The organism is Exiguobacterium sp. ZWU0009 (assembly GCF_000798935.2).
In the GTDB taxonomy this organism is placed as follows: domain Bacteria; phylum Bacillota; class Bacilli; order Exiguobacteriales; family Exiguobacteriaceae; genus Exiguobacterium_A; species Exiguobacterium_A acetylicum.
The window spans coordinates 2356799-2371370 of record NZ_CP018057.1; the positions used below are offsets into that span (position 1 = coordinate 2356799).

At 46.6% G+C, this 14572-nt stretch carries 11 protein-coding genes; 1 reads left to right on the forward strand and 10 read right to left on the reverse strand.

Annotated features, from left to right (window positions below):
- Window positions 1-13 precede the first annotated feature (13 nt).
- The 3 genes from polA to L985_RS12370 form a co-directional block, all read right to left on the reverse strand.
- Entirely contained in the window at window positions 14-2611 is a 2598-nt protein-coding gene (gene polA / locus L985_RS12360; RefSeq protein ID WP_047393557.1) for a DNA polymerase I, read from the reverse strand.
- Between the two features lie 212 nt (window positions 2612-2823).
- Complete coding sequence (gene pnpS, locus L985_RS12365; protein ID WP_047393555.1) at window positions 2824-4557, reverse strand: two-component system histidine kinase PnpS; 1734 nt, start codon at window positions 4555-4557, stop codon at window positions 2824-2826.
- Window positions 4554-5273 carry a response regulator transcription factor gene (locus tag L985_RS12370; RefSeq protein WP_029342329.1) on the reverse strand — a complete coding sequence of 240 codons (720 nt, stop codon included), beginning with the start codon at window positions 5271-5273 and terminating at the stop codon, window positions 4554-4556. Before L985_RS12370 ends, pnpS begins: the two co-directional genes overlap by 4 nt.
- 211 nt (window positions 5274-5484) lie before the next feature.
- Between L985_RS12370 and L985_RS12375 the strand changes: the two genes are divergently transcribed.
- Window positions 5485-5910 carry a divergent PAP2 family protein gene (locus tag L985_RS12375; protein ID WP_047393552.1) on the forward strand — a complete coding sequence of 142 codons (426 nt, stop codon included), beginning with the start codon at window positions 5485-5487 and terminating at the stop codon, window positions 5908-5910.
- Window positions 5911-5969: 59 nt separating this feature from the next.
- Here the strand turns inward: L985_RS12375 and L985_RS12380 are convergent, their stop codons facing one another.
- From L985_RS12380 to pfkA, 7 genes are all read right to left on the reverse strand, one after another.
- The gene (locus L985_RS12380) at window positions 5970-7109 is read right to left on the reverse strand and encodes a zinc-dependent alcohol dehydrogenase (RefSeq protein ID WP_047393550.1); all 1140 of its coding nucleotides are present in this window, start codon (window positions 7107-7109) and stop codon (window positions 5970-5972) included.
- Between the two features lie 452 nt (window positions 7110-7561).
- A complete protein-coding gene (gene mdh, locus L985_RS12385; protein ID WP_047393548.1) occupies window positions 7562-8500 on the reverse strand; it encodes a malate dehydrogenase in 939 nt (312 codons plus the stop codon).
- Window positions 8501-8522: 22 nt separating this feature from the next.
- The gene (gene icd, locus L985_RS12390; protein WP_029342333.1) at window positions 8523-9797 is read right to left on the reverse strand and encodes an NADP-dependent isocitrate dehydrogenase; all 1275 of its coding nucleotides are present in this window, start codon (window positions 9795-9797) and stop codon (window positions 8523-8525) included.
- Window positions 9798-9868: 71 nt separating this feature from the next.
- Window positions 9869-10981: a citrate synthase gene (citZ, locus tag L985_RS12395; protein ID WP_047393546.1), complete on the reverse strand. Its 1113-nt coding sequence runs from the start codon at window positions 10979-10981 to the stop codon at window positions 9869-9871.
- A gap of 218 nt (window positions 10982-11199) precedes the next feature.
- Complete coding sequence (locus L985_RS12400; RefSeq protein WP_047393544.1) at window positions 11200-11670, reverse strand: DUF441 domain-containing protein; 471 nt, start codon at window positions 11668-11670, stop codon at window positions 11200-11202.
- A 59-nt stretch (window positions 11671-11729) separates the two neighbouring features.
- Window positions 11730-13478, reverse strand: coding sequence for a pyruvate kinase (gene pyk / locus L985_RS12405; RefSeq protein ID WP_047393542.1), 1749 nt, complete (start codon window positions 13476-13478; stop codon window positions 11730-11732).
- 65 nt (window positions 13479-13543) lie between these two features.
- Window positions 13544-14512 (reverse strand): 6-phosphofructokinase, encoded by a 969-nt coding sequence (gene pfkA, locus L985_RS12410; RefSeq protein ID WP_029342336.1) that lies wholly within the window; start codon window positions 14510-14512, stop codon window positions 13544-13546.
- Between the last annotated feature and the right edge of the window lie 60 nt (window positions 14513-14572).

Sequence of the window (14572 nt, forward strand, 5' to 3'; positions counted from 1 at the left end):
TATTCCTCCTTGCTTACTTCGTTTCGTACCACGTATGTCCTGCGCCCCCATCGACGCGTAACGGTACGGATAGTTCGACGGTCTGCTCCATCGCTTGTTTGACAAGCGCTTGTAAGGCTTCAAGTTCTTCGTCCGGTGCTTCAAAAATCAATTCATCGTGTACTTGTAGTAACAAACGTGCTTTTAAATCTGATGCTTGTAAGGCAGCATGCACATCAAGCATCGCTTTTTTAATGATATCCGCAGCCGAACCTTGAATCGGCGTATTGATTGCCGTACGTTCCGCAAAACCACGTAAATTGAAGTTTTTCGAATTGATATCCGGGATGTTGCGGCGCCGGTTCATCAACGTTTCGACGAATCCATTCGCTCGTGCCGTCTCGATCGCCGTATCCATGAACTGTTTGATTTGCGGGAACAGCTCGAAATAACGATCGATGAACGATTGTGCTTCCTTCCGCGTGATGTTCAAGTTTTGTGACAGTCCATAATCGCTGATTCCATAAATGATGCCGAAGTTGACGGCTTTCGCCTGACGCCGCATGTTTCCTGTGACATCCTCCGGTTCAACACCAAAGACACTACTTGCGGTTTGAGTATGGATATCCTCATCATGTAAGAATGCATCGACAAGCGTCTGATCCTGCGACATATCGGCCATGACACGTAGTTCGATTTGTGAATAATCAGCAGCATACAGTGACCAGCCTGCTTCACTTGGAACGAAGGCTTTTCGAATCTTCCGTCCTTCTTCAATCCGAATCGGGATATTCTGAAGGTTCGGATTGACCGAACTTAAACGGCCTGTCTGGGCAATCGTCTGAGCAAAACGGGTATGAATCTTTCCGTCTTCCTTGATGACTTTTTGTAAGCCTTCGACATACGTCGACTGTAATTTTTGGAGCTCCCGGTACAACATGATGTGATCAATGACCGGATGCAACGGACGCAGTTTTTCAAGAACGTCTGCGGCAGTCGAATAGCCGGTCTTTGTTTTTTTGAAGGCTGGTAGTTCGAGTTTTTCAAACAGAATCACACCGAGTTGTTTCGGTGAATTGATATTGAACGACTCACCTGCAGCTTCAAAGACCAACGTTTCAAGTTCTGTAAGACGCCCGGCAAGATCCGCTTGCATCGATTGGAGCGTCGCGACGTCGACACGAATCCCAGTCCACTCCATCTCAGCAAGGACACCTGATAGCGGACGTTCCAGTGTTTCATACAGCTCATATTGCTGATTCGCCTTCAACTCTTCCCGGACTTTCGGAAACAATAATTCGATCATCCGTGCCTTCTCTGCAAGATAAGGGTGTAATACGTCATCCGCTGGGGCTAGACGTTTTGCTCCCTTGCCGAGGACCGCTTCTTCGTTCGGTGCCATCAATGCATAATGACCAGCAATTGAAGCGAGCGTCGTGCCGCCACTTAAATTCAATAAGTAACCAGCTAATAACAAATCCTCATAACCGTTTAAGGTTAAGCCATGCTTACGCAATGCGAATGCGACTTGTTTGGCATCGAGACAAATCTTCCGATGTTCTGACTCGATCCATTGGCGGAATGCCGGATCCTCGACGAGCGTTGGAGCAGCAACATAGATCGTGTCAGGCGTCGCGATCGCAAACCCGATGATGTCTTCTTCCATGTAATCCTCTCGCAGCTGTTCAGCAAGCAACACCGCATCGGTGACGTCTTCAGGAAGTGACGTAATCGTCACGACGTTCAACTGCTCTTTATCCTCTTCTTTGACGACAGGGGCGAATCGATTCGTCAACGACTTGAAGCCGAGCGACTGGAACAACGAATAAGGAACTTGGGTATCAATGTCGCGAATTTGCAAATCCTCTAGCGTCGTCTCGAGCGGGACATCGACTTTAATTGTCGCGAGTTCTTTCGATAATCGTGCTAGCTCTTCGTTCGCGATGACTTTTTCCTTCTGCTTCCCTTTTAAGTCCTCGACGTGCTCATACAGTCCTTCGACAGAACCATATGCCGAAATCAATTTAACCGCCGTCTTTTCACCAATCCCAGGAATCCCTGGAATATTATCCGACTTATCCCCCATTAATCCTTTCAGATCAATCATTTGAATCGGCTTTAGACCACCATACGTCTCAGCGAACAGTTCCTCAGTCATGCACTGGACGTCCGTAATCCCACGCTTCGTGATCAAGACTTCGATCTTATCCGTGACAAGTTGAAGTAAATCTTTATCTCCAGTGACGATCCGCGTCCGATCCGTCGGCATCGTTCGTGCGAGCGTACCGATCAAATCATCCGCCTCATAGCGATGAAGTTCCATCATTTGAATACCGAGCGCTTCGCAGATGTCCCGGACGATCGGGAATTGTTCACGTAGTTCGGACGGTGTCTTTTCGCGACTTCCTTTATACTCCTGATAGACATCGTGACGGAACGTTTCACTCGAAGCATCAAAGGCAACGAGCATATGGGTCGGTTGTTCTTCCTCGAGCAACTTCAATAACATCATCGTAAAGCCATAAGCTGCGTTCGTATTTCGTCCTTGCGCATCCGTCATTGGTGGTAAGGCGAAAAACGCCCGATAGGTCAACGAGTTCCCATCAATCAATAGCAATTTATTTTCCATCATCTACGCCCCTTTAATCGATTTTCTGTTCCTATTGTATCACTCTACACACATTTGTTCGCTAAAAATGACCAAAAAAAGACGATTGACTCACGGAGAGTCAACCGCCAAGGGCATGACGACATGGGAGCTGATCCAGTCGCCATACAGATGATGAAGAAGGTACTTTCATCATAAGATACGTCTATTAAGGAAATGTGAATCCACTGTGAAATTCAGCCATGTTTTGGTAAACGAATCGTAAACGTCGTTCCTTTCTGTTCTTCTGAAGCGACTTCGATTTCACCGTGGTGTAGGTCGACGATATGTTTGACGATGGCTAGTCCGAGACCCGTTCCCCCGGAATTACGGCTTCGTGCCTTATCGACGCGATAGAAACGTTCGAAGATCCGTTGGGTTTCTTTCGGATGAATGCCAATTCCGTCATCTTTGATGATGAGCTGGACAGACTCTTCTCCATCCTCAAGCTGAATCCAGACGTTGCCACCGTTCGGCGTATAATTCAGCGCATTCGCAACCAAGTTGACGACGACCTGTTTTAATCGATTCAGATCTGCCCGAATGAAGACTTCTTCTTCCGTTTCGATATGAATCGTCATCTCTTGTTCTGTTGCTCGTCGGTGCAGGAGTGCTGCAGTTTCCCGAACGAGACTCGTCACATCAACGATTGCGGTCTCGAGCTGATAGTTATCTTGTTCTAAACGAGAAAGCTCGAGCAAGTCTTCCACCAATGTTTGCATCCGTTCCGATTCATCGTGGATGATCCGTAAGAACTGCTCTCGGATTTCCGGAACATCTTGTGCACCATCGAGTAACGTTTCCGCAAATCCTTTAATGGACGTCAATGGTGTCTTTAATTCGTGGCTGACATTCGCAACGAAATCTTTACGCATCTGTTCCAGCTTTTTGATTTCCGTGATGTCGTTAAAGACGACAGTCGTTCCCTGCACTCGACCGTTCTTATCAAAAATCGGAGCAGCACTGACCATGAACGTCCGACTGTTGATGCCAAATCGGACACTCGATTGTTTCCGGTTCGGTTTTTCCGTCAGATAGACATCTTCAATTACCTGGCTCATCTTTTCGTTTGGAAGTACACGATAGTACAGCTTCCCGCTAGACGGTTCATGAATGTTGAACATTTCTCGGTACGTTCGGTTGACGAGTAGGACGTAGCCCTTCTCATCAATCAGCATGAGACCAGCTCCCATGTACTCGATCAAGGATTCGAGACGTGCCCGTTGCATCGCTTCACCAGACGATGCGTTCTCGAGATTGCGCGCTAATAGATTGATGGAGCGCCCTAAATCGCGTGATTCGTCAGGTGCCGATAACTCATAGACACGGGACTTGTAATTTCCATGTGATAGTTCGTGCAAGACATCGGTTGCCTCCGCGATCGGTCGCAGGAATCGTTTTGTCGAACGATAAATCGTCAAGAAGATAACCAATAACGACGCAACGAGAGAAAGGATGATGACCGTCCAAATCCGTGAATAAATGACGTTCAAGTCTTTTGCATAACGAATAAAACTGACATACACCTCACCACCGTCCGCTGTCGGAACAGGCTTCGTGAATTGAACGACACTATCATCTGTTTTCGATTCAAACGTTCCCTCATCAGGAATCGCTGAAAAATTGAGGGTCGCGACTTTCAGTTTCGTGACATCAACCGGTGTACCGGCAATGATCTCACCCCGACCATTAAATAAAATCATGTCGAAGTTCGATTCAGCGTACAATTGATTCACGTACTGGGCCATTTCAGAAACATCGCGCCCTTGTAAGATCGTCTCAACAAGAGAAGTCTCATCCATCAATTTTTCTTTTTCATTTTGGACATAGAACTCCTTGAAGGATTGTCCAAGTAAGAAACCGAGTGCAATCAGCACGAGACTGATGAACGAAAACATTTTAAAGATAAATCGCTTGCGATACTTACTCATTCCGATTTCGGCTCCTCCATCTTATACCCGAGACCACGAATTGTTTTGATGTAAATCGGTTTTTTCGTATTCGGCTCGATTTTTTCACGGACATGACTAATATGCACATCCACGATTCGTGTATCGCCGACGAAATCATAGTTCCAGATTGCGGATAACAGTTGATCTCGTGTCAGGACACGTCCCTTATTTTTAGCAAGGTATACGAGCAGTTCGAATTCTTTAGGTGTTAGTTCAAGACGCTCTTCTGCTTTGAAAGCTTCATAGTTATCTGGAACGATTTTGACATCACCAATCAGAATCGTCCCATCCGTCACTTCTTCCGAAGGTGTTGTCTGATGACTCATTCGTCGTAAAATTGCTTTCACACGGGCGACGACTTCACGTGGGCTAAATGGTTTTGTCAGATAATCGTCCGCACCGAGTTCAAGACCAAGGACTTTATCGAACTCATCATCCTTTGCTGTCAACATCAAGATCGGCGTATTGATTTTCTGTTGGCGTAGCCGTTTACATACTTCCAGACCATCGAGTTCCGGCAACATGAGATCTAGTACAATCAATGCGGCATCTTGCTTCTCCGCTAATTTTAAACCTGACATCCCATCATGTGCCGTTTCGACGACGAAACCAGCTTGTTCTAGATTAAACTTCAATAGTGTTGCGATCGACAATTCATCATCTACCACGATAATTTTATCTTTCAAACCTTGCATCCCCCTCAAGTTTCGTTCTTTCGAATAAGGAATTCCGTGGAATCCGCTTCGTCTGTCTTCATCTTACCGACTTTCACAGGAAAATCACAAATCTTTCTGCTGTTTCTTTACATAATCTTTAAAGGAGATGCCGAATCCAACTAGATCGTTCGTGTAAAAGCTAATAAAACGGGGAATCAATACATATCGTTAATTGTAGGAGGTAGAATGTATGGAATGGAATCATCCCCTTTTTGCAGCCATTACGGCATGGTTTATCGCTCAAGCAGCGAAGCTTGTCACAAGTTTGGTACGGACACGAAAGTTCGACCTGGAAATCATGTTTGCTTCTGGTGGTATGCCTAGTTCACATAGTTCGACTGTCGTCGCTCTAGCCGTTGTCATCGGTTTTCAGGAGGGGTTCTCATCATCGATTTTCGCACTGGCCGTCATCTTTGCGACGATCATCATGTATGATGCGACAGGTGTCCGGCAAGCTGTCGGTGTTCAGGCAAAACTACTCAATGATTATTTCAAAGGGATTCGCCATGAGACTCCTCTCCTGAATGAGCTCGTTGGTCATACCGAGTTTCAAGTGTTCGTTGGTCTCCTGCTCGGACTAGCCGTCGGTCTTCTATGGCCCGTCTTCTTTTTTTAATCCTATGATGTACAACAGCCCATCCAAAAATCGGATGGGCTGTTTGAGTATGAGATAGCTTATGGTTTCAAGACGACCTTGATACATCCATCTGTCCGATCATTAAATGTCTGATAGGCAGACGCAGCATCATCTAGTGCGACTTGGTGCGTTACGATATCTGTTGGATCAAATTCCTTGTTGATGATTTTCTGGAACAGTTCCGGCATTAAATGGACGACTGGTGCTTGTCCCATTTTCAGCGTAATATTTCGGGTAAAGAAATCGCCAAGCGGGAACTGATTATATTTCTTAGCATAGACGCCCGTCAACTGTACAGTACCAAATTTCCGGACAGCATCCTTTGCAATATCAATGGCACTCAACGTTCCACCTTGCAGACCAATCTTTTGTTCAATTTTTTCTACAGGGGACATCTTCCCATCAAAACCGACACAATCAATGACGACGTCTGCCCCACCCTGTGTCAGCTCTTTAATATACGCACCACTTTCTGCGTGATCTGAGAAATTCACTGTCTCGACTTTATTCGTGACTTTGGCATGATTTAATCGATACACTTGATCATCCACCGCAATGACTCGCTTTGCCCCTTGCATCCATGCAAATTTTTGTGTCATTAGTCCAACTGGTCCTGATCCGAGTACGACGACCGTATCTCCTTTTTTCACACCCGCATGCAAGACGCTCCAATACGCCGTAGGTAAAACGTCAGATAAGAACAATAATGCCTCATCTTCCAGTTCACACGATTCAGGAATCACAAGTGGCATGAAATTTCCGAACGGAACTTTTAAATATTCCGCCTGACCACCGGGATGTCCACCAAACTCTTCTGTAAAACCGAAGTACCCACCTGTATCGACATGGGGATTTCCATTCGAGTTATCACATTGGCTCTCCATGTCATGTTCACAAAAGAAACAGTGACCACAAGCAACGTTAAACGGTAACACGACGCGGTCTCCTCGTTTGACTTTCGTCACACCTGGTCCCACTTCTTCAACGATGCCCATCGGTTCATGACCAATGACATAGTCTTTGTGAGCCGGCATATTCCCCTGATAGATGTGTAGATCCGAACCACAAATGGCAGTCGATGTGATTTTTACGATGATGTCATCGTTTTTTTCAATCGATGGATCCTTTACTTGCTTGACTTGGACATCTTTTGTTCCTTGGTACGTTACGGCGCGCATGTAAAATCCCCCTTAGTGGAATAGAATGACGTACCTTTGTCCTTACCCTAATATTAGCATTCTCTCTACATGTTTATTAAAATTGGAACTTTTCTCCTACATGTATCCTATGCTATGAAATAAGACATTCTACACAATTAGCACAGGAATGAAAGGAGGCACTCGCGTGGCACGCTGTACTGTTTGTCGTCAAAATTGGTCTGCTCGAACAATCTATCGATTAATCTGGTCTGCCCATGTAACTTGTCCACACTGTCAGAATCCGCAGCACCTACATATGGAGCATCAAGGTCACTTCCTCCGGATTGGTTATTTGGTTCCTTGGCTGACGTTCCTTCTTATACTAGTCTGTCCTTGGTATGCTAAGTTATCGCACTATGCTTCTCCTCATCGGTTATGACGAGACAAAAAAGACGAACTTGTCGAAAGTGACAAGTTCGTCTTTTTTAAATTCAGGATTTTAATAAGTCGAGTACAGAGCGGACAGTAGATGCAGAGCGATTCAAAGCCTCTTGCTCCTCAGTCGTCAGTTCGAGTTCATAGATATGCTCGACACCGTTTCCGCCGAGAATGACAGGTACGCCGAAATACATATCGTCATATCCGTATTCACCTTCGAGGTAAGCGATTGCCGGAAGAATACGTCGCTGGTCCTTCAAGATCGCTTCGACCATCTCAGCGATTGCCGCTGCAGGTGCATAATAAGCAGAGCCGTTTCCGAGTAACTGAACGATTTCACCGCCGCCTTTACGGGTCCGGTCAACGATCGCATCCAGTCGTTTTTTCGATACGAGCTTCTCGATTGGGATTCCTCCCGCCTGAGAATAGCGCAGTAGCGGTACCATATCATCTCCGTGTCCTCCGAGCACGAATCCCGATACATCCTTCACAGAAACGTTCAGCTCCTCTGCTAAGAATGTCCGGAAACGTGCCGTGTCGAGGACACCGGATTGACCGATGACACGCTCTTTCGGAAAACCAGATGCTTGATAGACCGTATAAGTCATCGCATCGACAGGATTCGTCAAAACGATGATGATCGATTCTGGTGCATGCGCGACAATTTCCTTCGTCACAGCTGTCATGACGGCAGCATTCGTACTCACGAGGTCTTCGCGGCTCATACCTGGCTTCCGAGCGATACCGGCAGTGATGACGACGATATCTGCACCTTTAATGTCTGCATAATCCGATGTCCCTTTTACTGAAGCATCAAACCCGAGGATCGGCGCTGCTTCTTGCATATCGAGCGCCTTTCCTTTCGTCGGATTCTCTTGCTCTGGTCGGTCGACGAGGACGACATCACCTAGCTCTTGCTGGGCAAGATAGAGTGCCGTCGTCGCTCCTGTAAAGCCACTTCCTATGACTGCGATCTTCTTCCGTCTGTTCATCGACTCATTCCTCCTGATCGGATTACATGTTTTTGATGAGTTCGTCCGCGAATTCAGAACACTTCACTTCAGTCGCACCGTCCATGAGACGCGCGAAGTCGTATGTGACGACTTTCGTTTCAATCGATGTTTCCATCGATTTGATGATGAGATCTGCCGCTTCGTTCCAGCCGAGGTGACGGAACATCATTTCGCCTGACAAGATGACAGATGATGGGTTTACTTTATCAAGTCCAGCGTATTTCGGTGCTGTACCGTGAGTTGCTTCAAAGATTGCGTGACCTGTCATGTAGTTGATGTTTGCTCCAGGTGCGATTCCGATACCACCGACTTGTGCAGCAAGTGCATCCGAAATGTAGTCACCGTTCAAGTTCATTGTTGCAACGACATCAAACTCTTTTGGACGAGTCAAGATTTGTTGTAAGAAGATATCAGCGATTGAATCTTTTACGATCAACTTACCAGCAGCTTCTGCGTCTGCTTGTGCTTTGTTGGCAGCATCTGTTCCTTCTTCTTCCTTGATGCGATCGTACTGGTTCCAAGTGAAGACGTGCTCTGCGTATTCACGCTCAGCAAGTTCATAGCCCCAGTTTTTGAAAGCACCCTCAGTGAACTTCATGATGTTTCCTTTATGAACGAGCGTCAATGAAGCACGTTTGTTTTCAAGTGCGTATTCGATTGCTGCACGAACAAGGCGTTCTGTTCCCTCTTTTGAAATCGGTTTGATTCCAAGACCAGATGTCTCAGGGAAGCGGATTTTATTGACACCCATTTCGTTTTGAAGGAACTCAAGCAGTTTTGCAGCGCCTTCGCTGCCTTCTGCGTATTCAATTCCTGCGTAGATGTCTTCAGTATTTTCACGGAAGATGACCATGTCTGTATCTTCTGGGCGTTTAACCGGTGAAGGAACACCTGTGAAGTAACGAACTGGACGAAGACATGTGTACAAATCAAGCTCTTGACGTAGAGCAACGTTCAACGAACGGATTCCGCCGCCGACTGGTGTCGTAAGTGGTCCTTTGATTGCGATGATGTGCTCACGGATGAGATCGAGTGTCTCTTCTGGTAACCAGTTGCCTGTTTTGTTGAATGCTTTTTCACCAGCGTAGACTTCTTTCCATTCGATTTTCTTCTCACCGTTGTATGCTTTTTCAACTGCTGCATCAAACACACGTACAGCTGCGTTCCAGATGTCAGGTCCTGTTCCGTCACCAATGATGAACGGAATGATTGGAGCGTTTGGAACTTGAAGTGTACCGTTAGTTACTGTGATGTTTTCGCCTTGAAGTGTAGCCATGTCTAAAAATCCCCCTTAAGTAATTGTAATCTACATCAAAAATCAGGAGAGGATTGCTCCTCCCCGTCCTTTTAACGTTCTTCGATGGACACGTATGTCCGGTGCGTTTCACCCGTGTAGTCTGCACGCGGGCGAATCAGACGGTTATCGCTATACTGCTCTAAAATGTGCGCCAACCAACCTGACATCCGACTTACTGCAAAGATTGGAGTGAATAGTTCTGTATCAAGTCCAAGTGCATGGTACGTAGAAGCGGAATAGAAATCAACATTTGGTTTCAATCCTTTTTCCGATTGGACGATTTCGTCGATCTTAACTGACATCTCATACCATTTCGGCTCCCCGATTTGAGCAGTCAGCTGACGGCTCATTTCTTGAAGATGCTTCGCACGTGGGTCGCCGTCCTTGTAGACACGGTGACCGAAGCCCATGATTTTTTGCTTGTTCTCAAGTTTATTATGAACATACTCGTCAACCTTTTCAACCGAATCAATTTCTAACAACATCTTCATGACGGCTTCGTTCGCGCCACCGTGAAGTGGTCCTTTTAACGCGCCCATCGCTGCCGTCACACCTGAGTAGACGTCAGAGAGTGTCGCGACACAAACGCGTGCCGTGAACGTCGAAGCGTTCAACTCGTGATCAGCGTGAAGAACGAGCGCTTGGTTGAAGGCTTTTTCTGCAACTTCCGTTGGCTCCTCACCCGTCAACATGAACAAGAAGTTTCCTGCGTATGATAGACCTGCTTTAGGTGCAATCGGCTCTTGTCCTTTTTTGATACGGGCGTAAGCTGTGACGAGTGTTGCGATTTGTGCCTGTAATTTGATGGCTTTAGCGTAATTCGCCTCAGTCGACATATCTTCTGATGTCTCATCGTAAAGCGCGAGTTGAGAGAGCGCTGTTCGAATCGTCGCCATCGCATTCGCCGACTTCGGTGCTGCCTTCATCGTTTCAAGAACGGCAGTCGCAACCGTTGCTTCGGAAATGAGTGCTTCCGATAGTTGCTTCAATTCCTCTTCTTTTGGTAGACGGTCGTTCCACAATAAGAAGACGACTTCCTCAAATGAGGCGTGCTCCGCCAAATCATCAATCGTATAACCGCCATACGTCAATTGACCATCGATAATCGAACTGATTTTCGATGAAGTCGCGACGATTCCTTCTAAACCTTTAGTTTGCGTCATGACAATAATCCCCCTTTTTTTCCCCAGAAATTTAAAACGCTTTCATTTCCGTATTGAAAAAAAGACGTCCACTCAAGAGTCGTTCCCCATGCTTGTAGCGCTGTACTCTTGAATAGACCATCTTGTTTCTGTTCTTAGTATAAACAAAATTACCCAAAAAGTGAATGAACTTGCATACTATTATCAAAAAATTAATTCAGTTACTTTGCTGATTCGGCTCATCCTGTGAACGCTTTTGCGATGACATCCCACATTCCGATGACGAGCGCCGCGATTCCAGCACCAATCAGCGGACCAACAGGTACTCCCCGGAAGAGCCCGACGGCGAGAATCGTTCCAGCTAGCAAGGCTGTCGTCACGAGTGGATCTTCTTTCATCAGTCCAACACCGTGTGCTGCGACGATTGCAACAAAAATTCCTGATAAAAATGAGATGATGCCGATATGTCCCCGAATGCTTTGGAGCAACTCCTTAAAGCCTATATCCCCTGTTGCAATCGGTACAAGAATTGCTGCTGTGATCAATGTGACGCCCCACGTGATTCCTTTTGCCTGTAAGGAAGGAAACAGTCTACCATCCAGCCCGATTGCCTTGATGATCAATAGGAAGGCTGCAGCGATGATCAATGATTTATTTTGTGCGATGACCCCGATGAAGACGAGGGCAATCAAAAAAAGATAAGCTTCCATACGTCCTCCTCGTACAAAAAAAGACGGACATGACCTAAGTCACGTCCGTCATGAATGGTTTATGCGTTATACAGTTTACCTGTCAATGGATCGATTGAGATCATTTGACCGTCTTTGAAGACTGTCAATGCATCTTCGACACCAACGATAACCGGTTTACCGAGTGATGGTCCAACGATTCCAGCGTGGCTTGTCAATCCGCCATCAACTGTGATCATCGCTACAGCCATCTCGATTGCAGGCATCATGTCACGATCTGTTGAGTTCGTAACGAGAATCATGCCTGGCTTCGCTTTAGAGTTTGCTTCCTCAGCGTTGTTTGCGATGACGACTTCGCCAACGACTCCACGTTCACCGATCCCACGACCGTTTGCGATCTCTTTACCGACGATGTGGATTTTCAACATGTTCGTTGTACCAGCAGTCAAAGCAGGGATACCTGCTGAGATGACGACGAGATCACCATCTGTGACGAAACCAGCGTCTTTTGCTGTGTCCGCAGCAAGTGTCAACATGTCATCCGTGTTGTCTGAAAGATGATCAACGACGATTGGGTACACGCCCCATACGATGTTCAACTGACGTGCGACACGTGCGCTTGGTGTAACCGCAACGATGTTCGGCTCCGGACGGTATTTCGAGATACGTGCAGCCGTGTAACCCGATTGTGTCGGTGTCAAGATTGCTTTTGCGTCCAAGTTGATCGCAGTGTGCGTAACCGCTTGAGCGATCGCATCCGTTACTGTGTGCTCACTACGTGTCTGACGATCTTTCAATAAGAGCTTGTAGTCGAGCATTTTTTCTGTACGTTTTGCGATTGAGTGCATCATTTGGACAGATTCGATTGGGTAGTCCCCTGCTGCTGTCTCACCTGAAAGCATGATTGCATCCGTACCATCAAGAATCGCGTTCGCGACGTCTGATGCTTCAGCACGTGTTGGACGTGGGAAACGTTGCATCGAGTCGAGCATTTGTGTTGCTGTAATGACTGGTTTACCAAAGTCGTTACAAAGCTTGATCAAGTCTTTTTGAGTTGGCGTAACTTCTTCCGTTGGGATCTCGATACCGAGGTCACCACGCGCTACCATTAAACCGTCTGAAATCGCAAGGATTTCTTCGATGTTATCGACACCTTCTTGGTTCTCGATTTTCGGGAAGATCTTGATGTGGCTCGCGTTGTTTTTCTCAAGCAATTGACGAATCGCAACGACGTCTGACGCACGGCGTACGAAAGATGCCGCGATCAAATCGATATCGCTCTTGATACCGAACTCGATATCAGCGATATCTTTTTCTGTCAAAGCAGGAAGGTTAACCTTCACGTTTGGCAAGTTAACGCCTTTTTTCGTTTTGATGACGCCTTCGTTTTCGATTGAACAACGAAGCTCACGGTTCGGAAGTTTTTCAGTGACACGAAGACCGATGAGACCGTCATCAAGCATGATCATCGAACCGACTTCAACATCATCGTAAAGTCCTTCGTATGTGACAGAAAATTTATCTTTCGTTCCGACGATTTCGTTTGCATCACCACTGACGATGATGACTTCTTGTCCACGTTCGAGAAGCGCTTTTCCTTCTTCAAACGAATGTGTACGGATTTCCGGACCTTTCGTATCGAGAAGAATCGTAACGATTTTGTTTGCTTCTTCTGCTGCACGACGGATATCCGTGATTCGTGCACCGTGCTCTTCATAATCGCCGTGTGAGAAGTTCAAACGAGCGACGTTCATACCTGCTTCGATCATTTCTGGAAGACGTTTTTCTGACGCCGGTCCAATCGTACATACAATTTTAGTTCTACGCATATTCCATAAACCTCCTACGGTGTTTGGCCAAGTTCTCTTGTCCATTCCAATCCTATCGACGTTCGTTAAATCGAAAGCTGTTTTGAAAGCTCGAGAATATCAAGATCCAGCTCGTGTTTATTTTCGTCGAGTGCCTCATCGATATCGAGATCGATCATCTTACCACCACGTACACCTACGACACGTCCTTGCTTTCCTTGAAGTAGGATTTCGATAGCATGTGCACCCATCCGACTTGCAAGTACACGGTCCGCTGCCGTTGGTGCTCCACCACGTTGAACGTGACCAAGAACCGTGACGCGTGTATCAAGACCTGTTTCTTTTGCGATCGCGTCTCCCACGTCCTGAGCACGACCTGCCCCTTCAGCGACGATGACGATCGAGTGTTTTTTACCGCGATTGACACCACTTTGAATGCGATCAAGGACTTCTTTTAAATCTTCAGGACGCTCGGGAACAAGAATCGATTCTGCTCCACCAGCAAGTCCTGCATATAATGCGATATCACCTGCATCGCGCCCCATGACTTCAATGACATACGTCCGCTCATGCGACGATGCCGTATCACGGATTTTATCGATCGCTTCAAGCGCCGTGTTGAGCGCTGTATCAAAGCCGATCGTATAGTCTGTTCCAGGGATATCGTTATCAATCGTACCTGGAAGTCCAATTGTCGGGAAGCCAAGTCCTGTCAATTTTTGGGCACCACGATACGACCCGTCTCCGCCTACGACGACGAGTGCATCAATTTCAAATTTCTTAAGATTGACGACCGCTTTTGCTCGTCCTTCTTCTGTGCGGAACTCAGGGCAACGTGCTGAACGTAGGAACGTTCCGCCTCGTTGAATAATGTCACCAACTGATCCAAGGTTCAACTGGACGATGTCCCCGTTGATTAATCCTTGATAGCCGTTATAGACACCAAATACTTCTAAGCCATGAAAAATCGCTTTACGCGTGACAGCACGCACCGCGGCATTCATACCTGGTGCATCGCCGCCACTCGTTAAGACAGCAATCCGTTTTAAACTCACGTTAATCACCTCTCCATTAATCTGAATCTAAAATAGCACGTTGTTTTCTTGTTTTACAAC

What these genes read in the sequence shown, in the direction of transcription:
- polA (WP_047393557.1), bottom strand. Translation starts at nt 2,611, where the DNA reads ATGATGGAAAATAAATTGCTATTGATTGATGGGAACTCGTTGACCTAT.
- pnpS (WP_047393555.1), bottom strand. Translation starts at nt 4,557, where the DNA reads ATGAGTAAGTATCGCAAGCGATTTATCTTTAAAATGTTTTCGTTCATC.
- L985_RS12370 (WP_029342329.1), bottom strand. Translation starts at nt 5,273, where the DNA reads ATGCAAGGTTTGAAAGATAAAATTATCGTGGTAGATGATGAATTGTCG.
- L985_RS12375 (WP_047393552.1), top strand. Translation starts at nt 5,485, where the DNA reads ATGGAATGGAATCATCCCCTTTTTGCAGCCATTACGGCATGGTTTATC.
- L985_RS12380 (WP_047393550.1), bottom strand. Translation starts at nt 7,109, where the DNA reads ATGCGCGCCGTAACGTACCAAGGAACAAAAGATGTCCAAGTCAAGCAA.
- mdh (WP_047393548.1), bottom strand. Translation starts at nt 8,500, where the DNA reads ATGAACAGACGGAAGAAGATCGCAGTCATAGGAAGTGGCTTTACAGGA.
- icd (WP_029342333.1), bottom strand. Translation starts at nt 9,797, where the DNA reads ATGGCTACACTTCAAGGCGAAAACATCACAGTAACTAACGGTACACTT.
- citZ (WP_047393546.1), bottom strand. Translation starts at nt 10,981, where the DNA reads ATGACGCAAACTAAAGGTTTAGAAGGAATCGTCGCGACTTCATCGAAA.
- L985_RS12400 (WP_047393544.1), bottom strand. Translation starts at nt 11,670, where the DNA reads ATGGAAGCTTATCTTTTTTTGATTGCCCTCGTCTTCATCGGGGTCATC.
- pyk (WP_047393542.1), bottom strand. Translation starts at nt 13,478, where the DNA reads ATGCGTAGAACTAAAATTGTATGTACGATTGGACCGGCGTCAGAAAAA.